21 protein-coding genes and 1 pseudogene are annotated in these 20,790 nt (G+C 67.6%); 15 read left to right on the forward strand and 7 right to left on the reverse strand.

Annotated features, from left to right (window positions below):
• Positions 1-67: 67 nt before the first annotated feature.
• On the forward strand, positions 68-904 hold the full coding sequence (locus OHA88_RS02090) for a CE1759 family FMN reductase (protein WP_328623947.1): 837 nt from the start codon (positions 68-70) through the stop codon (positions 902-904).
• A gap of 331 nt (positions 905-1,235) precedes the next feature.
• On the opposite strand, the gene OHA88_RS02095 is transcribed toward OHA88_RS02090, so the two are convergent.
• The 3 genes from OHA88_RS02095 to OHA88_RS02105 all read right to left on the reverse strand — a co-directional run bounded on the left by OHA88_RS02095 (position 1,236) and on the right by OHA88_RS02105 (position 2,872).
• Positions 1,236-1,598: a hypothetical protein gene (locus tag OHA88_RS02095; RefSeq protein WP_328623948.1), complete on the reverse strand. Its 363-nt coding sequence runs from the start codon at positions 1,596-1,598 to the stop codon at positions 1,236-1,238.
• 442 nt (positions 1,599-2,040) lie between these two features.
• A complete protein-coding gene (locus tag OHA88_RS02100) occupies positions 2,041-2,229 on the reverse strand; it encodes a hypothetical protein (RefSeq protein ID WP_328623949.1) in 189 nt (62 codons plus the stop codon).
• 136 nt (positions 2,230-2,365) lie between these two features.
• A complete protein-coding gene (locus tag OHA88_RS02105) occupies positions 2,366-2,872 on the reverse strand; it encodes a MarR family winged helix-turn-helix transcriptional regulator (protein WP_328623950.1) in 507 nt (168 codons plus the stop codon).
• 1,356 nt (positions 2,873-4,228) lie between these two features.
• On the opposite strand from OHA88_RS02105, the gene OHA88_RS02110 reads away from it, so the two are divergent.
• The gene (locus tag OHA88_RS02110; protein ID WP_328623951.1) at positions 4,229-4,369 is read left to right on the forward strand and encodes a hypothetical protein; all 141 of its coding nucleotides are present in this window, start codon (positions 4,229-4,231) and stop codon (positions 4,367-4,369) included.
• Positions 4,370-4,626: 257 nt separating this feature from the next.
• Here OHA88_RS02110 and OHA88_RS02115 read toward each other — a convergent pair whose 3' ends face one another.
• Complete coding sequence (locus OHA88_RS02115; protein WP_328623952.1) at positions 4,627-4,998, reverse strand: winged helix-turn-helix transcriptional regulator; 372 nt, start codon at positions 4,996-4,998, stop codon at positions 4,627-4,629.
• A gap of 56 nt (positions 4,999-5,054) precedes the next feature.
• Between OHA88_RS02115 and OHA88_RS02120 the strand changes: the two genes are divergently transcribed.
• Both OHA88_RS02120 and OHA88_RS02125 read left to right on the forward strand, forming a co-directional pair.
• Positions 5,055-5,735 carry an SDR family oxidoreductase gene (locus tag OHA88_RS02120; RefSeq protein ID WP_328623953.1) on the forward strand — a complete coding sequence of 227 codons (681 nt, stop codon included), beginning with the start codon at positions 5,055-5,057 and terminating at the stop codon, positions 5,733-5,735.
• Positions 5,736-5,754: 19 nt separating this feature from the next.
• A pseudogene (locus tag OHA88_RS02125) lies at positions 5,755-6,944 on the forward strand (MFS transporter).
• A gap of 1,566 nt (positions 6,945-8,510) precedes the next feature.
• Here OHA88_RS02125 and OHA88_RS02130 read toward each other — a convergent pair.
• The gene (locus OHA88_RS02130; protein ID WP_328623954.1) at positions 8,511-9,401 is read right to left on the reverse strand and encodes a LysR family transcriptional regulator; all 891 of its coding nucleotides are present in this window, start codon (positions 9,399-9,401) and stop codon (positions 8,511-8,513) included.
• A 191-nt stretch (positions 9,402-9,592) separates the two neighbouring features.
• On the opposite strand from OHA88_RS02130, the gene OHA88_RS02135 reads away from it, so the two are divergent.
• The 6 genes from OHA88_RS02135 to OHA88_RS02160 all read left to right on the forward strand — a co-directional run bounded on the left by OHA88_RS02135 (position 9,593) and on the right by OHA88_RS02160 (position 14,125).
• A complete protein-coding gene (locus tag OHA88_RS02135) occupies positions 9,593-9,790 on the forward strand; it encodes a hypothetical protein (protein WP_328623955.1) in 198 nt (65 codons plus the stop codon).
• A 39-nt stretch (positions 9,791-9,829) separates the two neighbouring features.
• A complete protein-coding gene (locus tag OHA88_RS02140; RefSeq protein WP_328623956.1) occupies positions 9,830-10,045 on the forward strand; it encodes a tautomerase family protein in 216 nt (71 codons plus the stop codon).
• Between the two features lie 73 nt (positions 10,046-10,118).
• Positions 10,119-10,625, forward strand: a complete 507-nt coding sequence (locus OHA88_RS02145) for a hypothetical protein (protein ID WP_328623957.1) — start codon at positions 10,119-10,121, stop codon at positions 10,623-10,625.
• A gap of 358 nt (positions 10,626-10,983) precedes the next feature.
• The gene (locus OHA88_RS02150; protein WP_328623958.1) at positions 10,984-11,742 is read left to right on the forward strand and encodes a hypothetical protein; all 759 of its coding nucleotides are present in this window, start codon (positions 10,984-10,986) and stop codon (positions 11,740-11,742) included.
• A complete protein-coding gene (locus OHA88_RS02155) occupies positions 11,739-12,266 on the forward strand; it encodes a hypothetical protein (RefSeq protein ID WP_328623959.1) in 528 nt (175 codons plus the stop codon). Before OHA88_RS02150 ends, OHA88_RS02155 begins: the two co-directional genes overlap by 4 nt.
• A gap of 572 nt (positions 12,267-12,838) precedes the next feature.
• On the forward strand, positions 12,839-14,125 hold the full coding sequence (locus OHA88_RS02160; protein WP_328623960.1) for a GmrSD restriction endonuclease domain-containing protein: 1,287 nt from the start codon (positions 12,839-12,841) through the stop codon (positions 14,123-14,125).
• A gap of 461 nt (positions 14,126-14,586) precedes the next feature.
• On the opposite strand, the gene OHA88_RS02165 is transcribed toward OHA88_RS02160, so the two are convergent.
• A complete protein-coding gene (locus OHA88_RS02165) occupies positions 14,587-15,036 on the reverse strand; it encodes a hypothetical protein (protein WP_328623961.1) in 450 nt (149 codons plus the stop codon).
• Positions 15,037-16,414: 1,378 nt separating this feature from the next.
• On the opposite strand from OHA88_RS02165, the gene OHA88_RS02170 reads away from it, so the two are divergent.
• The 5 genes from OHA88_RS02170 (at position 16,415) to OHA88_RS02190 (ending at position 19,929) form a co-directional block, all read left to right on the forward strand.
• A complete protein-coding gene (locus tag OHA88_RS02170; protein WP_328623962.1) occupies positions 16,415-16,843 on the forward strand; it encodes a hypothetical protein in 429 nt (142 codons plus the stop codon).
• An 85-nt stretch (positions 16,844-16,928) separates the two neighbouring features.
• Positions 16,929-17,345, forward strand: coding sequence for an SsgA family sporulation/cell division regulator (locus tag OHA88_RS02175; RefSeq protein WP_328623963.1), 417 nt, complete (start codon positions 16,929-16,931; stop codon positions 17,343-17,345).
• A 197-nt stretch (positions 17,346-17,542) separates the two neighbouring features.
• Positions 17,543-18,685, forward strand: a complete 1,143-nt coding sequence (locus tag OHA88_RS02180) for an FUSC family protein (RefSeq protein WP_328623964.1) — start codon at positions 17,543-17,545, stop codon at positions 18,683-18,685.
• Positions 18,686-19,041: 356 nt separating this feature from the next.
• Entirely contained in the window at positions 19,042-19,518 is a 477-nt protein-coding gene (locus OHA88_RS02185) for an ISAzo13-like element transposase-related protein (RefSeq protein WP_328623965.1), read from the forward strand.
• Positions 19,519-19,620: 102 nt separating this feature from the next.
• On the forward strand, positions 19,621-19,929 hold the full coding sequence (locus OHA88_RS02190; protein ID WP_328623966.1) for a hypothetical protein: 309 nt from the start codon (positions 19,621-19,623) through the stop codon (positions 19,927-19,929).
• 366 nt (positions 19,930-20,295) lie between these two features.
• Here the strand turns inward: OHA88_RS02190 and OHA88_RS02195 are convergent, their stop codons facing one another.
• Positions 20,296-20,499 carry a cold-shock protein gene (locus OHA88_RS02195; protein ID WP_267009713.1) on the reverse strand — a complete coding sequence of 68 codons (204 nt, stop codon included), beginning with the start codon at positions 20,497-20,499 and terminating at the stop codon, positions 20,296-20,298.
• Positions 20,500-20,790: the final 291 nt, after the last annotated feature.

Here is a 20,790-nt window from a genome sequence, read left to right on the forward strand (position 1 = left end):
ACTCGCGCAGCCGTCAGACCACTCCCCCGCACTGCGGACATGGCGGGCGGCATACCGGGGTCAGGAAGTGAACGATGCCACAACCCGGTTCCTCGACCCGGACGAACTTGCCCAGTTACGTGACCTGGCCGTCCCGCATGGCCACTGGTCCGACAGGTCCCAGGAAGGAAACGAAGTGACCGAATCCACCGCCACCGACCACACCCCGCCTGTGTTGCGGATCGCTGTCGTGAGCGCGGGGGTCAGCGACCCGTCCACCACGCGGCTGCTCGCCGACCGGCTCGCGCAGCGTGTATTGGACCGCCTGCACGCGGTTGAGGTGCCGGCGACTGCGGCTCTCGTCGACCTCGCTCCTCTCGCGGTCGACATCGCTCAAGCCGGGATATCCGGACTGTCGAGCACCTCGCTGCGGGCGGCCACGGACACACTGGCTCAGGCCGATGGACTCATCGCCGCGACCCCAGTCTACAAAGCAGGAGTGAGCGGGCTCTTCAAGTCCTTCATCGACATACTCGACAACGACCTGCTGATCGCCAAGCCAGTCATCGTGGCGGCCACCGCCGGGAGCCCGCGACACGCCTTGGTGGCCGACGAACACATGCGCCCCCTGTTCGCCTTCATGCGAGCGTTGACCACACCGACATCGCTGTCCGTCTCACCTGACGACTGGGCCTCACCTGAACTGGGCACCCGGCTTGATCGCGCCGCCACCGAAATGGTTCATCTGGTTCGCGCCAGGGTGGCAGACGCGATCGCCGACGATGCCTGGAAAGGCTATCAGCACCAGTTCGCCGGGGAGGCCACCCGCGCCAGCCGGTCGGCCACCGACATCGATTTCAGCTCCTCTCTCATGCAAGTCGCCGCCGGCGGATCCCTGGTCCCAAGGCCATCCCGCGACGAGTGACGGACTCCTGTCCCGGACGGCCGTCCGCGCTGACGAACACGCACACCGACCTACACCCCGGCCTGACCTCGCTGACCTGCAACGAGATCCAGCGCCTGCTCCCACCCACACCACTACGCAGGAACACGACCGAGCGCCAGTGACGTTCGCGGTCGGCGGCAGCATCAAGCACATTCCTATGGGGATTTTCGCGGCCACTCCGCGCACCGGAGGGCCCATACCCGGACATCGACGGCATCGATTTCGCGCGGATCGCGAGGCGTTCAGCCGGCCAATGTCTCTGCAGTGGACCCAATACCTCATTGGCGGCGGACAGCTATGCCCACGGTACTCAGACGCCGACCCGGGGCGGCGTGGGCGTTCCGTGGATCCGCTTGGCGCGAGAAGCGTAGAGACGGTGCCCGAACAGGGGTGGCGGCGCCTGCGCGAGCAGGCTCTTGATCAAGTCGGGGTCCGCCCCGTACATCGCCATGCCGAAGGTCAGCGGCAGCGTCTTCTTCGCGCTCTTTGCGAACCCGTGCTCGGCCAGCTGGTTCCACTCGTCGGCGGTCACGTACTTCTCGGCGAGCGGGAGGATCTCGCTCTCTTCCAGGCCGAGGTACTCAACCAGACCGGTCAGCAGACGCTCCAGGACATCGGCAAGCTGCTCGCCTTGACGCCCCGTGGCACGCCAGTCCGGCAGCAACCCCGTCACCTCGTCATAGTCCCGGTGTATGACGGGGCGTTGTTCCTCCCGGGATCAACTCCCTGCCCCCCCCCACGCGTCCGGCCCGACCCTCCGCGGCCCATGCCCGCATCACCATAAAACCGAGTCTGGCCCCACCACACACAGCGAGGCCAGAACCCGACATCCTCACCGGTCTTCTAGCGGTCGCGGCGCACCGAGGCGCCTGGCGGCCTCTACATCAGTTCGACCAGTGCAGTTCAGGAGCGCGCTCAGGGCCTTGGCCCAAGGCCGGGTGGTCATCGTGTTCGCGCTGATGCAAGCGAGTTGGCGGGAGTCGGCGCCGAAGCCGAACATGGGAATGGGATACGGGGCCCCGTTGAAGCAGGCAGTCCGCCGAGACCGTCTGCAACGTATGGAAACTCCGCCGACTGAGCCTTTGCACCTAGTCACCCGGTCCGCCGACCGTCTCTCACGGGTTCACGGCGACCGGGATCCGGTCAGCTCCCGGCCAATCGGGCGAGCCGATTCGAGTCCTGCCGTTCGAACTGGTCGACACGGTCCGGGAGGAGCCGCGGAGTGTGGACTCGGCCCATGATCTGACCAGGGCGCCGGACGGCAGTCCGAGCAGATAGGCGCGGGTGGTGGCACGACGTTCCATCCGCCCGAACAGCCCCTGCGGTCCGGGCCATGGCCTGGTCGAACCATGCCCGCCACCGACCGACCGAACGCCGCGAGGGCCCATTACCAAGGGGGTGAACGATCAGAACGCCGACCGACTGTCGACCGCTGGCTCGTCAGGCGTGGGGCAAGCTGCGTTCAAGGGTCTTGACCAGAAGCTCCAGCGCTTCGATGACCCGGTCCCGGTCGGAACCCAGGCCCGAGAGAACCTGGGCCTCCCGGTCCAGATGCCGAGGGAACAGCCGATCGATCACAGCTATGCCGTCCTGCGAAATAGTCACCAGGGCACTGCGCTGGTCCGCCGAGTTCGCTCGACGCTCGATCAGCCCCCGGCCCTCGAGCTTGGCCAGCATCTTGCTGACAGCGGCACGCGACACACCCAGCCACTGCGCCAGCCGTCGCGCAATGATTGGCTCCTCCAGGTACCGCAGGTGAACCAGGACGTCCATCTCCGAGGGAGTGAGTTCGGAGGTCTCGTACACCGATTCCAGAGCGATCGCCAACAGTGCTTGCGCCCGCTTGAGAGGGCTCACCACGTACATGGACGAGGTGTTCAGGTCTGGGCGGGCATTCACCCACTTCTGCCTGAGCTGCTCCGGTCCTGAGGGAGTCTGCGTATCCATATGCTTATGTTAACGCATTAACGAAATAGATGTGTTAACTCCCGATCGCTCTGCTTGGCTCCCAGCCGGTAATCTCGTCTTCGAGGCCATGCGGTGAGTTCGGTGGACAGGACCGCGTCGTCAGCTTCTGCTCGGCCCGGAGGGGCCGGGACTTGGCCTGCAGGTCGTGCTGCGCGGCGTCGAGATATCCGGGGCCCTTGTTCGAGAGCGGCCTTCCGAGCGCAGCATGTTCGCCGCCTCTGCCGCGAGGTACCGGCAGCTTCGCGCCGATCACGTCCACCTGGGCCATGTGGCTTTCAGGCACGGCCGACGGGGGCGCGGCCGATCAGCGGGCGCAGGAAGGCCGGCCGACCGCATCCGTACCGCCCGGCAGGGACGCGGGGGTTTAGGTGCTCGAGCTGATGCGGATCGGGGAGAGGCCGGGCGGGCCAGGATGACGGCGCGGCCGAGCGGGTCGGTATAGCGGACGGGGCGGCCGAGGCTGTGGGCGTAGGTCAGGGGGCACGGCCCCTACGAACAACAACTCGAGGCCGAAGAGATGGCCGCCGACCTGCGTGCCCAGACGCCCCACACCGGGCACTGGCCAGGATCGTCATGCCCAGCAGCGACCGGACCAACATCTACCCGCCCCTCCGACAGCTCGTGGCCGACGGCTTGGTCGACACCGACGACATCGGGCCCCACCGCCTCTCCGAGGGGGGCGAGGGCCTGGCGCCCGTCTTCGGGGCCTTGTCACCCCCTCGTGCAGGCCGCTCAGTACCCGGTCTGGGGGCGCCCGGATGCCGCACTCACTCCAACCAATGTGGGTCAGCAACCCATCGCGGCTGCCGACCCCCAACAGCAGCGTCAGTGCCGGTCTGAGCGGGCCAGAACTCACCGTCGACATGGCAGAACCGCGACCTGTTCTCCCACGCCGCGACGGCCCGCCCGAAGGCGGCGCTTCCGGCACGAGGCCCGCGCCGACCGACATCACCTCTGTCGGACCGCGCACGGCCGGCCCGCTGGGTGGGGCTGGCAGCGGCATGTGGCAGAGGATCTCGTCGAATCGGCCCAGGCCGCGCAGCTGGGCATCGGCGAGCTGCGGCAGCAAGTCCCTGAGCCGGCCCATCAGGCTGTTCCACTCTGACGGGCCGTCGATGTCGGCGGTGAGCAGGTCGTGCAGGAGCAGGCGCATCTGCCCGCCGGGCGAGGCGGTGCTGCGTTCGAGTCGGAGCAGAGCGGGCAGTGCATGCTCGAGGCTGCGTCTGGAAGCTCTACGCACGGCGTCCCAGGCCTGGACGGTTGCGGTGTGACGGTCGCCGGTCCGGGTCGCACCGGCGGGACAAGTGATCCCGTAGCCGGGACACCGTCCAGCCGATGCGTCAGGGCCTCACCGGCGAGCGGCAGCAGGTCCAGCGCGTCGTCGCGGTGCATGCGTCCCGGCAGACCGAGAAGCATCTCCAGTGCCTCCGCGGTCTGTTCATCGCTGCCCGGCACGGGGTGCGGGCACCGCAGTAGCCGAAACGGGGCTGTTTCCCGGCGCAGCCGTCTCTCTCTTCGTCCTGCCCGCGAGCTTGTCCGCCAGCTCAAGGCCCTCGGCCACGACGTCACCCTCGCACCAGCCGCCTGAACCTCACTGCCCCTCGTGTCAAAGAACGCTCCCGCACGCCCGGAACCAGGGGGATTTTCCGTTCAGGCCCTAGACCGCTTGAGAGGCTCGACATGACGCTGTCGTCGGCACCTTGCGCTGCTGCCCGGCGTTCGGGCAGGCATCGTCAGCCTGAGGCCGCCTCGACGCCGGCTCGTTCGCGCGCGGCAAGAATGTCCGGGACGTGCGTCTCGGCCCACTGTCGTACGGCACGCAGCGGAACCAGCAGGGAGCGGCCGAGCTCGGTCAGGGCGTATTCGACGTGCGGCGGGTTGCCGCCCAGGTCGGTACGGGCGAGCAGGCCGTCAGCCTCCATGGCGCGCAGCGTCTCGGTGAGGGCCTTGGGGGTGATCCCGCGGATGTGCGCTTTGAGCTCGGTGAACCGCATCGGTCCGTCCTCCAGTGCGTTGACGGCGAACACCGTCCAACGCGCCCCGATGCGGTGCAGCACGGTGCGACTCGGGCACGTCGCCGCCATGACGTTGTACGCCTTGCCCATGGGGGTCCTCTCGGTAGCGTTGAAGATACCGGTAGCAAATGTATACCGTCGCGGTCATGAACGAGAACCTGACAGGCAAGCGAATCCTGGTCGTCGGCGGGGCCCACGGTATCGGCGCTGAGATCGTCCGGCGCACCGGGCAGGCCGGCGCCGACGTCGTCGTCGCCACACGGTCTGGCCCCGAGGTCCAGATCGACGTCACCGACGAGACCACCATCGCGCGGGCCGCGGAGTCGCTCGGCGCCTTCGACCACGTGATCTCCACCGCGTCAGCTCATCATGACGTGCCGGTGCCCGACCTGGAACACGACAAGATCCAGGCCGCGTTCTCCGCCAAGGTCGTCGGCCCGCTGCTGCTGGCCAAGCACTTCGCCCCACGGATGCCTGCCGACGGATCGTTCCTGTTCTTCTCCGGCATTGTGGGCTGGCAGCCCAAGCCCGGCACCGTCGTCAAAGGTACTGCGAATGCTGCCCTGGCCGCGCTGGTCACCCACCTGGCCGTCGAGCTCGCGCCGCTGCGTGTCAACGCCATCGCGCCCGGTATCACCGACTCCGGCACCTGGGACCGGCTTCCGAACGAGCGTCGCCGTGCCTTGTACGACAGGGCCGCCGCGGCCTCCCTCGCAGGCAGGGTCGGAACGCTCGAGGACGTCACCGACACCGCCCTGTGGCTCCTGGGCGCGGGATGGGTGACGGGCGAGACCGTCCATGTCGACGGCGGCGCCCGGCACCGCTGATCCCAGCGCCACCAGTGCCATGGCAACCACCACCAAGATCCAGCCGCGCGCCCTCGTCCGTGCCTGCGGAGGCCCCCGCTACGCCGTCGCCCTGGCCGTGGACGCCCTCGGCACCGGCCTGCTGCGGCCCTTTCTGCTGCTCTACGGGATGACCGTGCTCAGGCTGTCCGCACCGACCACGGGCATCGGCATGACAGCCGGCGTCGTCGTGGGTCTTGTGTGCATGCCCGCGGTGGGCCGATGGCTGGACCGGGGCGCACGCAGCACGGTCGTGGCGGCGTCGATGCTGGTGCGGGTGCTGGGCGTGGCGCTGCTGCTGGCCACCCCGACGGGGAACGTCTGGCTGTTCGCGACGGCGGCACTCTTCCTCGGCATCGGCAACCAGGCATGGCCGGCCGCCCACGCAGCCCTCGTGGCCACGGTCGCCCACGGCCGCGAACGCGACGCCGCTCTCGCGGGAGGCCGCGCCCTGCGCAACGCCGGCCTGGGCGTGGGCGCGCTCCTGGCCACGGCATGCATGGCGGGCGGCACCACCGCATTGCAGGCGCTGGCGGCCGTCACCGGGCTCGCCTACCTCACCGCGGCGGCGTTGGCGTGGTCGGTCCACGTGCACGCTCATCCGGCCGCTGCCGCTGACCCGGCCAAGGACAGGGCCGACGGGCCCGCACCCCGGATAGGCGCGCTGCTGGCCGCCAACGTGATCTACGCCTTCTGCCTCAACATCACCGAAATCGCGCTCCCTCTGGTCCTGAAGACACAGCTGCACGCACCCCCGGTGTGGTCGGGAGCCATCTTCGTGACCAACACGGTGCTGGTGGTCACCCTGCAGGTCCCGGTCACCGTCCTGATGTCCCGCTTCCCCCGCCGGACCGTGCTGGCTCTCGCCGGCGTGGTGCTCACCGCGTCCTACCTCGGCTTCCTCGCGGCCACCTCACTGGGACACGGCTGGGGTGCCCCGGCCGTCGCCACGGTGTCCGTGGTCTGCACCCTCGGCGAGATCATCTACGCCGGCAGCGCCACCGCGCTCGTCACCGCCCTCACCCCCGCCCATGTCCTGGGACGCGCCCTCGCCCGCTTCCAGCTCTCCACGGGCTTCGGCCTCGCCGTCTCCCCAGCGGTCATCACCGCCCTCGCACCCCACGGCCCGGCCGCCCTCTGGGGCAGCTCGCCGCCGCGACGCTCCTATCCGCCTCCGCCGTCGCCCGCTGAGCATGCTCGGACCACGCGCGCACCGCGTCAGCCCGCAACTGTTCTCGTTCCTGCTCTGCAAAGGCCCTACGATCGTTAACGCAATCGCCGTCCGGCTGCAGGCAGCCAGCCCCGGCGACGGTGAACCCCCGAGATCGGCTTACGGGTTCGGCCTTGGCGAGCTGGCCGACGCCGTGGAGTACACGGTACGGCCCGGCAAGGTCGGCCTCGTCCTCGTCCGCCCCTGATAGCCGCCGCTAGCTCCTCGAGACGGCGGCGTCCAGTTGCTGCAGGGTGCGCCTGCAGCAACTGACCACGTTCATGGCGCGCGTCGCGGCGTGTTTTCCTGGCCCTCCAGCCCCGTACCGTTACATCGGTAAAGGGGTGACGAAGCGGCGGGCAAGCAACGAACAGGATGCTGACCTGCACGGCAACCGGTCATCTCGTCAGTGGTCACTGTAGGGCAGGGCCTAGGGGCAACTGCAGGGCAAGCTGTAGGGGAAGAGCCAACCCACGAGCAGGGTCTGACGACTCACCAGCCACCCACCGGTCACCCCCAGCCCGCGCCCGGAACGCGAGCGGCCATTGTGGGTAGCGGGCAGTCCGCTCGATAGTGAGGGCAGAGACCGGAAGAGCTCCGGTGCTGCACTGGACACGGCTCACCACGTGCCATGAGCCAACCAGACACCAGCAGAAGAGTCGGCTGCGGGCAGCCAACCAGGTGACGAACACGCCGCCCGCTCGCGCGTCACCACCCGGGCACCCCACCCGGCAAGGAGAGTGAATCAGCAGCGTCCAGGCCGACCCTGAATGGCGCCAACTCCCTGAAGCTCCCGGAATGGCACCGCGAGACGGCCCTCCCGGAGCCAGGGCACCCACGACCGGCAGGCGGGCGACCTTCGCCAGCCGCACCGCCGACCGGCCGTGGTGAGTCCCCGAGAAACCCACCACGGCTCAGGTCTACAGCCGATGGCGAGTTCCACTGGTGCCAGGGAACTCGGGACGACGTCGGTGGGAGGCGCCCTCCACTCCCCCGATCCCGCCGGCCGACGACTCCGCGCCTGTCGATGAGGACGATCCCCGGGTGCGCTGCCAGGGCGGCGTCTTGCAGGACTTCGCGGGTGAGGGCTTCTGGGCCATCGAGGATAGAGAGTTGGGCGGCCATGCCGATCAGCAGGGCGAGGTGCTCCATGAGGCCGTCAGTGATCCGGTAGAGGCCCTCTTCGTGTTCCAGGAGGCTGCCGGGTTTGTGGTGTCGCAGCTGGAGCCGGCTGTCGAGGGTGGCCAGGGTGCTGACCCATTCGTCGGGGTGCTCTTTGCAGCGGGGCGGCAGCCCAGAGGGTGGGGATCGACCGCTGCCGGATGGGGGCGGTGGCCTCGGTAGGGCGGCGCAGAGTGGGGAAGCGTGCGGCGCGGGCTTCACGGAGGATGTCGCTGGAGCCGATGCCGCTCCAGAAGACGGTCAGCCCCAGTTCGTCGGCCTGGGATGCCTCGCGGCCTGCCATCAGTCCCCGGCCACACCATGCCTCGACACACCGTCAGATGTCCACCCAACCGACAACGTGACAACCCCCTCCGAGGCGATGCTCACCCTTGCCAGAGGAGCTCGTGCGCCATCGCGATCATGGCACGTGCCGCAGCACCGGGCGTGCGTTCGGACGGAGCGGCCAGGGAAAACTGCCATTCCAGGTCGGCGTCGTCGACGGTCAGCGTGGCGACGTCCTGTCCCTTGCCGAGGGCGACCCGTGGCAGCAGCGCCACGCCCAGGCCGTTTCGGACGTAGGCCACGCCGGTGGTGAGGTCGGTGATCTCGATGGCGACGCGATGGGGGACGGAGGCAGCGGCGAAGGCCCGGTCGGCAACGGTCCGGTTGCTGTAGCCCGCGGGGAAGTCGACGAAGTCGAGGTCGGCCAGTTCGGTGATCGACACGGTGTGGCGTTTCGCGAGCGGATGGGTGGCCGGCACGACGAGGTCGAGCACCGAGGTGGCGAGGGCGGTCAGCGTGATGCCTGTCGGGCGCGGTCCGGGCCCCGAAACGAAGGCGAGGTCGAGCCGCCGTTCGAGGAGGGCTTCGATCAGGCCATGGGAGCCGGAGGGGGCGGCGCTGGTCTGCAGGAACACGCCAGGATGACGCCGGTGGAATTCACCGAGGAACACGGGAAGGTCGATGAGCCCAACCGTGGTTATCGCGCCCAGCCGCAGTGTGCCGCGCAGTCCGCCGCGGACCTCGCCCACCGCGTCTGCGGCCTCCCGGGCAGCGTCGAGAGCGGCATGGGCGCGCGGTAGCAGGGCAGCACCGGCATCGGTAAGCAGCACGCGTTTGGGGGTGCGTTCCAACAGCGGCGTGCGGAGTTCTCGCTCGAGGTTCTTGATTGTGGTGGAGACCGCGGACTGGACCACGTGCAGCCGTGCGGCGGCACGAGTGAAGTTCGCTTCCTCGGCGACGGCGACGAAGTACTCGAGCTGGCGCAGTTCCACCCTCCGAGTATCCCTCAGCGAGCCCCCAAGGTATCTCTCAGCGAGATGGCGGCGATCTCTGACTCTCGTTGGACAGCGACCGCTGCGTCCAGCGATTCTGTTCATAGGAACTGCTCGAAGCAGGAGCTGGCTCATTCCAGGACTTCATCTACATCGGTAAGTACGGAAAGAACGTCGTCGTCAAGGACTACGTGGCGACGGTGGACGGTAGGCCAATTACCAACATCTCTGTCGTCTATAAGGACGAAAATGGGAAGAAACAACATCTTGTGATGAACCACCGTCCGCTGCTGATGCTCCAGCACTTCTCCCGGAAGCTGGGCGAGCACTTCGCTGGTACAGAGTACGCGAAGTACTGTGCCGACCCGTCGGATGCCGAGCGCTACTGAACGAATTCCCATTCATTTCTGCTGCGACATAGAGGAAACGTGTCGCGCAATCAGGAAATCGCGGATGCTTGCTGGCGGGCACATCGAACACTGGAGGACAATCGCAAGGTGACCGCCACGATCAACAGGCTGGTCGCCGAGGCGCTCGATATCTCCCCCGACGACATCTTCATCTCCCTGATTCCGGTGTCGAACGAGAACTTCTCGTTCGGACGAGGGGAGCTGCAATTGGCCGAAGACGCGCCGCACTGGTGAATGCTAAAGGACGTCCAGACGTCCCGAGCTCGGAAACACGACGATTCAATCTAGGAACGAGGAGACAACTGCCATGACCACACCGAACGAGCCCACTGACGGGTCAAAGAACCAGGCGCCGCACCTGGACTACTACCCCCACTGGCTCGACAATCTGGCCGACGACGTCATCCTCCAGGGCAACTTTGCCAACGGCGAAGTGCTCGGAAAGGAAAAAGTAGCGAAGCTGCTGGGCTTCGCGCGAAGCATCTACGCCTTCCAGGACTTCCGCTTCTACGGCAAGCGCGGCGAGCTCTTCCTGGAGGACTACCAATCCCGCATCCGTGGCAGCGAGATCTACCGCCCAGACGGAATCGAGATCTACAACTTCGTCGTCGTGTACTTCAACGAGGCGGGCGAGACCAGTCAACTCGTCATGAACCACCGGCCGCAGTCAGCCGCCCTGCTGTTCTCGTCCTTGCTGGCGAAGCACTTCGGTGACGAGTTCGGCTCGGACCTCTTCTACGATGGCGATGTCAGCCATCGGCTGCTCGATCACGACCTGTCCCGCGGTCAATGGCCGCCGTCGTCGCCCCGCTGACTTGCGGAATCCGTCAGCCGACCGAGCTCAGTAAGGTCGGGGACTGGCGCGGTGGCTGATGGTTCCCAGTCCCCGCCGCTTCAAACCGTGCATGCAGTTCTTCCGCACACGGCTTTCCGACATCGTTCACCGTCTGGCATGCACCGTCGCCCTGTGCAGTTTTTGGCAGCGGCCTCTTCGAAGACGGCCGGGACAAGGACGACGGGCAGGAAGCGGCCCAGCCGGTGCTGGCGCCGATGCGGCTGCGGCAGGACAAGGCCGCCAGGCGCCGGAGCCCCCGACCAGCACGTTCGAAGATGGCAAAGACTCATTCGAGTTGCTGACTGTTATACGCATTGCTACGGAAAGAACCCATCCCATGAGTGCTGAACTCCACGATCTGGCAATCGCCACCGCCGGTGGCCAAGGACTCTGGAACACCCTGCGCGGCCTGAAAGCCGACGTCTCCATCGGCGGCCCGGTCTGGGGGATGAAGGGCTGGCCGCCGGGCACGACGTTCAGACAGACCGTGACGGTCGATACGGCCAGAGAGCACATCGTGTTCAGCCCGTTCACCCGCCCCGACTGGCAGATGGTCTTCGACGCCGCCGCCGACAGCGTCACCGTGCAGACCCTCGACGGCGAACCGGTCGAGACACTCGCCCCCGCACGCGCCGGCTTCAAGGGAATGCTGCGCAACAGCACCTGGGACGCTCCGCACCTCGGCTACTTCCTGGGCTACGCGCTCTGGAACTACCTCACCACCCCGTTCCTCTTCACCTATCCGGGCGTGCAGACCCGCGAGATCGAACCGTGGCGTGAGGCCGGCCAGACCTGGCGACGCCTGCAGGTGCGCTTCCCACCCGAGATCGCCGCACACAGCCCCAACCAGGTGTTCTACTTCGACGCTTTCGGCAGGCAACGCCGCATGGACTACGTCGCCGAGGTCAACAACAGTTTCCTCGTCGGCCACTACACCGGCCGCTTCCAGAACTTCGATGGGCTGCTCGTGCCGACACGCCGACGAATGTTCCGCCGCAACCCCGACAACACCGTCAACCTCAACTTCCCCTCCATCACCGTCGACATCCACGATGTCGAACTCGTCCGCACCGACGACGAACAGGCACGGCCATGACCACGGACAGCATCCTCATCGACCACCCCGCCCGTCGGCTCGTCGTGACGCTCCCACGTCCCTACGACGCGGCGATCGAGCACTACGAGACCCTCGTCCCCGAGGCCGATCTCCACCGCTTCTACCAGATGGCCTCCTGGACGGCCACGTACGAGCTCGCCGAGATCAACGCCCCCCACGGGTTCATGCGCTACCACCGCAGCGACATCACCGCCCTCATGGCCGGCTCGACGTCCCTCTGGAAGGCCACCCAGTACTCGATGGGCAACCACACCATCACCGAACGCATGTTCCGCCACGACCCGTCGGCCATGCTGCACGCCTCACTGCAAACCGTGCTCTACGCGGACCCCGACGGCGACACCAAACTCGCCGTCGACCAGCCCAGCCTGCTGCTCGCCAGCTACGACAACCCGCAGATCGCCGAGGTCGGCCGCGAACTCGACGCCCTCCTAGCTCAGCTGATCACACTTCTCGGCGGCGACGTACCTCCCCAACTGAGCGACGCATCTCCCCGACTGTGAACCATCGCCACCTTCGAACGGGCTGGTCGCGGGTTCTGGTGTGCCCAAGCAGGGCGACGACCACTTCCGGCTGTTGCCGACCCAGGCGGACAGGGCGCACTACGCGGAGTACATCCGTGGCACGCACACCGGCAGCGGCGGTGGCCGGGTCGGCGAGACCTACCGCTTCTTCAGAAGCAGGCTGGTCAAGGCGGAGGATCCCGCCGATCCGTACGATCTCGCCCTCATCGAGCAGGCCATCGCCTCCCGGATGACCCTGGTGGCGGTCAGTGCGGAGAAGGACGACAACGTCCACCGGATCTTCGAGTCCCTGAACAACACCGGTCTGAAGCTCAGCCAGGCCGACCTGCTGCGCAAGTACCTGTTCATGAAGCTGCGGCAGCGCGGACAGGAGGTGTACGACACCTACTGGCTGCCGCTGCAGGAGGTGTTCAGCAACGAGGACCTCGAGCATCTGATGTGGCTGCAGCTGGTGCTCGACGGCGACGACCGGGTGCGCCGGCAGGATCTGTACACCGCGCAGCAGCAGCGCTTTGCGGAGCCTGCACAGGCTTCAGGAGTGGCAGGCCAGCGTGGCCCACCCCGTGGTCATGCTGATGCTGGACGAACGGTCCAAGGGCAACATCGACAGCGCCGAGGTGGCACGGGCCCTGTCCTACGTGGAGAGCTTCCTGGTCCGGCGCATACTGTGCTGGATTCCCACCAACAACCTCAACCGTATCTTCCAGGCCGTTCCCGGCCAGCTGCCGGTCGACCTCTCCCCTGCCGACGGCCTGCGGCAGCTGCTGTCCGCCGCCCGCCGGTTCTGGCCCACCGACGACGAGGTCCGCCTTCACGTGCGGACCGGCCGGTTCTACGAACGTGGCCGGGTCAACCAGCGTAGGTTCCTCCTGCAACGACTCGAGCAGAGCTACGAGCACCTCGAGCCGGTGGACTTCACCCAGTCCAAGCTCACCGTCGAGCACGTGATGCCGCAGTCCGCCGGATCGGAGTGGCTGGCGGCGCTGGCCCAGGACTGCGCCGACGGCGAGACGCCGGAAGAATTGCACAGCCGCCTGGTCCACACGCTGGGCAACCTCACCCTGACCGCCGTCAACTCCCAGTTGTCCAACAATCCCTTTGATCGCAAGAAGGACCTGCTGCACGCCAGCCATCTGGAGATGAACCGGCGGATCGCCGGCACCGACCGCTGGGGGGTCACCGAGATCTTCGCAAGGGCCGATGAACTCGCCGACCGGGTGATCGGCCTGTGGCCCGCCCCGGTGGAAGGCGTCTCCCGGGTGGAACGCGGCCGTGACTGGGGCCAGTTGCACCAGGCGCTCGCCGCCCTGCCGGATGGAACCTGGACCACCTACGGCGACCTCGCCGCGCTCATCGGCTCCAGCGCCGGACCGGTCGGCACGCACCTGCTGGGCACCCCTGGCCTGCTCAACGCCCACCGCGTGCTCACCTACGACGGACGGATAGTCGAGGGCTTCGAGTGGGCCGATGGACACGACCGCGGCGACGTACGGGCCCTGTTGGAGGGCGAAGGTGTGGAATTCACCGCCACCGGCGGCGCCCTTCCCTCCCAGCGGCTCGATGCGGAGGAACTGGCAGCGCTGCTCCGGCAGGAAGAGCCCGAACAGGAGATCACTCGCCCCAGCCTTTCACCCGCCGCCCGGGCCTCCTGGCAGGAGCGCTTGGAACGCTTCCAGGACCAGCTGGCAGCCGACAACCCAGAAGCACACGTTGCCGTCGTCCGTGAACTTTTGGACTTCTGGGAGGCTGTCGGCGGCTGGGTCGGCCTCGGTACCGGACACACCTACACCAGTGCCTTCCTCAACCTCGATCAGCCGGGCACCCAAACCACCGTCTAGCCTCTTTCGATCTTCCCCGGCACCGGGCGCGGCGGAGCCGTAGAATTCGTCTTCCAACACCTGGCCTCTCGGGAGCCGTTCACTGAGACCGGCCTGCGCGACGAACTCCGGCAGCGACTCAACCGGATCGAGGGCGTCACCATCCCCCACGGCAAACTCGCCCTGCGCCCCCGCTTTCTCCTGGCCGTGCTGGCAGGCGAAGAAGGCCGAGCAACGCTCTTCGAAACCCTCGCCTGGTTCCGCGACCACGCACTGCGCACGACCTGACCCGTAGCACCCCCGAGGGACCCGGCTACTGGGTGGACAGACCATGGCGCAAGATCGGCTGGTGGTGACATATCGCGCCACCACCAGCCCTTCGGGGCGAACTTGACGAGAGCCGCGCAGAGCGAGCCTCGCTATTGCCAGGGCCCATCAGCCGACGGGAGTCCGTGCGCAGCGCGCGGGACCCCGGCGCACAACTAACCGTGATCACGGTTCAAGGGGCCCTGCCCGATCGGACAGGGCCCCTCGTGGTGAGGTCTGAAACAGTTTCGCGTTACCGGCGGACCTTCCTCAAGGCAAGCTCGACAAGGCGCAGCGCAGCCTGCACCGCCTGGCCCCCAAAGCAATGCCTGGAACTGGCTACGCAGCCCGTGGTCGGCGGCGGTCTCGTCGTCCTCCCCCGCACGGTGCATGAGGCGTCGGTGTGTTGCCTCGGCGGACAAGCCGGCAAACGGCATGGAGAAGCCTTCGCCCGACTGCAGCCAGGCGGCAGTGTCCAGCACATCGCGGCGGAACTGCGGGACGTATGCCATGTTGTCGTCGCAGGTCAGCCACTTTCCAGCGGCCCAGAGATCCAAACGGCGCAGTTGGCCTTGTTCGCCGACCTCGGCGGCGAACCTGCGCTTGTCTCCCAAAATCACGTTCACGTCGGTGACCGTCGCAGGTACAGCCCATCACGCACAACCGCATACTCCGCTGGACCGGCGTCCGCCGACGGCCATCACCGACCACCACCTCACGCCCGTAGTGGCGGAGCTCTCTGTGGCGCCTGAGGGAGACGGGCCGGCGGATGTACTTCCACCACGGCACTTTGACCAGCTGAGCGGGTGGAACCCCGCCCGCGAGGGCGGAGGTCGCCCAGCAGCCCGTGGCTGGCGCTTCCGCGCTCGGATGCTGTCAGAACTCGGGCTCTGGCTCACAACCAAGAGATCACCAAGAGCATCATTCGACTGCATGTCGGCCGCGAACGCACCATTGAAAGACGTCCAACAACCCCAAATCAGCAAGCGGTTGGCGCACCACACCGCCTGCTGCTCGCCCTGCGGAGGGCGGGCGCGGTGCTTCCGTTGGCCGTGTATGTGGAGGTCCAGGCTCCGCGATGTGCGGCTGGCTGGGCAGGGTGCCGCGCGAGGTCGCCGTGGTGCTCAGTCGGGCAGGGCGGGGGCGCGGTGCTGGTGCGGACGTGGAGTGACCGTGTTCTGCTTACGGCTCTTGCTTCCAGTACCAGCCGCGTGAGGCCATGCACTCCTTCGTCCACTCGGCGATCAATCGCGCCCCTTCCCGCCCGCCCCGCAGGGCAAGCCAGTTCAAATGTCACCCGATCGTGCATCAGACCCCTCCACCTAGGGAGCACCTCGCGCCACCACCAGCCCCATGACACCCCGCCCGGACCACCGCACTACCGTCATTCGCTCCGCGGCTACTTCCTCGGGGCGGCCTACACCCGTCGAACCATCGTCCACCGAGTGGAATGCCTGCGCGACGGGCACAGCTAACGCGCCGGGTTCGTGAGCCGGGATATCGACGTTGCGTCAGACCCTCCACTCCGGGACCGCACAGCGGAACACCGGGGCCCCGAAGCGAAATAGCGGTCCGGTGGAAGAATTCCGCGCCCTGAAAGTCGTCAAGGGCAGTGCGGCCAGGGTCCACAACTTCGGGAGTTTTCTTCGCAGATGACCTGACTGGCCCGGCCGACAGATCGGCATCGATGCGCTTGTCGCCGACGAGCGGCGCCCGGAACGGCCGAACCAGATGACAGGGCGGACGACGCCGCTTGCCGGCTGTTCCGCGGCCGACTTGTGAGCGCGGGCGATGCGGAAGCAAGAGCGCCGCGGGCGACGGCAGCCGGCTTCGCCACGACGTCCCCGGAGCCGGAAAACCAGATCCTGAAGGTGATGAAATATGTCACAGACGCAACGTTTAACGTTCAACTTGTTTCGGAGTAGCGTCGCTCCTGCCCCACCACCCCGGGGCGCCGCCAGGGCCCCACCCACAGGGCTCCGGCACCGAGCAAGGAGAAAGATCATGAATCACACCTTCGGGCGCCGCGCCGCTACCGCGGCCGTCGCTTTCGCCGCCATAGCCGGCACCCTGCTGGCAGCAGGCGGCGCTGCCTCGGCAGCCCCCAATCCTGCGGCCGGCCATGCCGCGGTCGCCTCCCACACCCAGGGCGCATCGACGTACGGCGATCACCGTGGCGACCGGAACGACCACCGCGACAGCTGGGGCGGCCGAGACGGAGACGGCCACCGCTGGAGCGACCGGGACGACCGCCGCGGCGACTGGCGCTGGGACGGCCACCGCCGCTGGGAGCGGCAGGGCCGGTACTGGTACAGCAACGACCACGGTCACCGTTACCGCTTCGACAACCACCGCTTCTACCAGTGGCAGCGCGGCATATGGGTTGTCGTGATCGGCAACGCGCACGACTTCGACTACGGCATCTTCCGCTGACCGCACGGACGATGGCGCGCGCCAGGTCCGGGCACCGCCCTACCGCCCGGACCCGGCGCCCCCCGGCCCCAACACACTCCGAACCATGACCAGTTGCGTAGATCACATGCTCGACATGGAGCTCGCGTCCCCTCTGGGTGAGCGGATCCTCGTGCCGACCCACCTGCTCTACAGGTCACTGGACCCGCTCGCCGTTCAGCTCCTCTTCCAGGACGGGCTCCAGGGCCTGGTCCCGTGGGTCTTCGCGCGCGACCTTCTCGCCGCAGGGACCCGGACCCTCAGCGGGGACGGCGACGTGCAGGTCTGGCCCGACGGGTTCGGCCCCGAGGCGCTCCTGCACCTCCTGCTGTCCTCCCCCCACGGATCCGCCCACCTCACGGCCCCGCTCCCGGCGATCGAGCGGTGGCTGCACTGCACGTACCAGCTCGTGCCCGCCGCCAGGGAAACCGAGGCACTGGACCTCGAAACCCACCTCGCCCAGTTCCTGGATGGAGCAACCTGAACCATTCCGGGATCCCTGGATGCTCCTCCTTCGGCACACACCCGAGCCCCTTGCCCTCCCGACGCCGACGGTGACAGGCCGACGCGACAGCAGCGAAGACGGTGCACCGGGCACTGCGGGCGACCGTGGCCGACGTCACCAGGTCAAAATGGACAAACGATGCCATCATCAATGTCGTGCAAGATTCAACCATTCACTTGGAACGCGCGCCCTTGACGATGCCGGGGCCGATACCCCGCCTCGTCGGCCGGCTCCGCACCAAGCGGGCGGACCATGTGGTGCACGGCGCCAAAACCCTCATCGCGGCACTGCTCACCTGGGGCATCGTGGCCCCTTGGTCCACCGGGGGCCGGCCCTACATGGCCGTCGCCACGGCTCTGCTCATGGTCAACGCGTCCACGGTCTACCAGTCCGTGACCAAAGCGGCACAAAATGTAGTGGCCAGGGTCGCCGGGCTGGTCCTCGCCCTCGCGGCAGCCCAACTGCTGGGACCGACCGCGGGCGCCGTCGCGGTCATCGCGGTCATCGCGGTCCTGGCAGGACCCCGCCGCACCGCTGAGGACCGACTCCAGATCGCCTCCACCGCAGTCATCGCACTGGCCGCCACCACAGCCGGTCCCATGGGCAGTCTCATATCCCCCGCACTCCAGACACTCACCGGCGCGGCCGTGGGCATCGCGGTGAACGCCCTCGTCCTGCCACCGCTCTACCTGAACGAGTCCGATTCCGCCGTACGCGACCTCGCCCGCTCCATGGGCACACTGCTGCACGACATGGGCACCGGCCTCTCCCGGCGACACCTCACCTCGAAGGCCCACACCTGGCTGCACCAGGCGCGCAGCTTGGACGACCGCCTCATCCGTGCCGAGGAACAGGTGAGGCAGGCCAACGAGAGCCTGCGGTGGAACACACGCTGTGTCGCGCACACGCGGCGCAAGGAGACGTCGGCCTTCAACGACGACGACACGTTCAGGGCCTTGCGCGGCGTGTCGCTCCAGGTACGCGGAATCGCACGGACCCTCGCCGACAACGCGCACGACAACCACGCCGATCACCACCTGGGGCACCAGTTCCTCGACCAGTACGCCGAAACCCTCCAGCTGGCAGGAGCAGCCGTTCAGACATTCGCCGAACCCACCCCGGCAGCCAGTTCACCGGACACGTCCCCTCGCGTACGCCTGCGCGGAACGATCGACGGCACACTGGCCTGGCACGACACCATGACCGACATGATCGCCCGGGGCACCCTCACCAAACCGGGCGCCTGGCACGTCTACGGCTCACTCATGACCGACGCGGAAAGACTGCTGGCCGACCTCGACCGCACAGACACGCGCTGACTGAGGTTTCACCGGTCCGCGCGGCCTTGGCCACGCCGGACTTCCAGATCAGGGCCGCAGAAGCACCTGTCGTCGGAGTAGGTCAGCCACCCCGTATCCCGCCCCACCGGCGCCCTCACGCCGACCCCTTGACCGCGGAGGGGCCCCAGGAGTCATGGACCGGGGGCTACCGGCACGCCCTGAGGCCAAGGGCTCACCGGGTCGCACTGTGACTTGCCCGGCCGGGCGGGTGGGGCCGTGAACGACACCCGGCCGCAGCCCGTCATGCAGACCTGCACCCTCCACCGCAGCCGCAGGGAAATAAGGCATCACCTCCGGTCGCGGCCGTCGTCGATCCAGCATGGCGCCCCGGAGGAATGTGCGGTCAACCGGCCCCGCGCTTGACGGCGTTGTGCTGCCGCCCTCGCAACGAGCGGCAGCATCGGCCGGCGCCGGCGACCGGGGAGCGACTGCTGGGGCACGGCGACGCGCAAACCGCTGCTCATGCCGCCGCGGTTGAGCGGGGCGGGGGCCGCAAGCCCGCCGAGGAACCGATCCGCCGGAGCCGCGCGTCCCGACGGTCAGCCGGCGAAGGGGTTAAGGCTTCAGCCTCAGGCCCGGCCAGGACCCTGGAAGGCCAGCAGCACCCGGACCGCAACACCCAGCTCCGCTCCATCGACGAGCAGGTCACACAGCGCCGAGCCGACCGCGAGCCGGCCGTCAGCAGCGACGCACAGAAGAAGGAGCCGCTCCGCCAACTGCCCGGCCCCGAGCGGCAGGCAACCGATGGAGCTACCGGAAACATTTCGACGCAACGACTCTCCGGGACATGGCGCACCTCACCCTCCAAGTAGTTCACCGTTCAACCACTTCGGAGTACTGTCGTCAGTGCCTCATCAAAGGCAAGCCCTCGCGGCCTGTTGTGCAGGTCACGCGGTAAGCAAGGAGGAAAGATCATGGCTTTCAGGATTGCGCGACGCGCTGCTCTCGCGGCCGCCTCTGTGACCATCGCAGCAACCGGACTCCTCACAACGGGTGGCCCCGCCTCAGCAGCGACCCACCCCACCGACGGCCGGACAGCCATCGTTTCCCACCACGTGCAGCTCCTCGACACCCATGACGACAGCCGCAGCCGGGACGCAGGACGGGCCGGCAACGACAACGACGCCCGGCGACGCTGGGTCAACGACCAAATCGAATGGACCCTGCACCACAACCCACCCACAGGACGAACGACGACGACGCCCGTTGAGCTGGGTCAGTGACCAGATCGAGCGAATCCGGGACCACGATGGACCTCATCACTGGGTCCGGGACGAGTACAAGGGGCGTTCATACCGCCGAGCCCCCTTCATCCGTGCAGTTCCCATTGCTTCACGCACCCGCAGAGACTCCCTCGGCCGTTCACGCCGGCCACGGGGCCGCCACCGCCCTCCGGCCCGCCGGCACCCGCATCCCGCGGCACGCGTCGCTGGCCCCGAGCCCGCCACACGGGGCCCACAACACCGACTGACCCCACCAGGCCCACGTGCCGCTCCTGCACATCTCTGGCCCCGGTCCGCCGTGAGGGACGGGATGCACAAGGCTCCCGGAGCCTGTACTCCGGGAGCCTTGTGATGCTCAGTCGCTGGTCAGGCGACCGTGATGTTCTCCGCCTGCGGGCCCTTCTGGCCCTGGGTGATGTCGAAGGTCACGGCCTGGCCTTCCTGGAGCTCACGGAAGCCGTTCGCATTGATGTTGGAGTAGTGCGCGAAGACGTCCGGCCCACCGCCGTCCTGGGCGATGAAGCCGAAACCCTTTTCCGAGTTGAACCACTTGACGGTTCCGCTGGCCATGCTCGTGCCTTCCAGTCGATATCGGATCCGCACCGCGCGAACCCGGAGGTGATCGCCCTGGTCTCGCACTGCACAGCAAAACGCCCACGCCAGGGCGCGGGCAGGAACTGCGAACCACGACATCTGGCAGCAACGCTACACGGCGAAACCGGCCCGCACCAGAGAGCAACGACCATGATCCGGGCCCGGGTCGCCCGAGCCGGATTGCTACGGTCGGCGCGCCCAGTGGGCACATCCGCCCACGCGGCGTCCGGGCCATGTCAATCGTCGTCGGTCGCGCCCCAAAACCAC

The organism is Streptomyces sp. NBC_00353, assembly GCF_036108815.1.
Classification (GTDB): domain Bacteria; phylum Actinomycetota; class Actinomycetes; order Streptomycetales; family Streptomycetaceae; genus Streptomyces.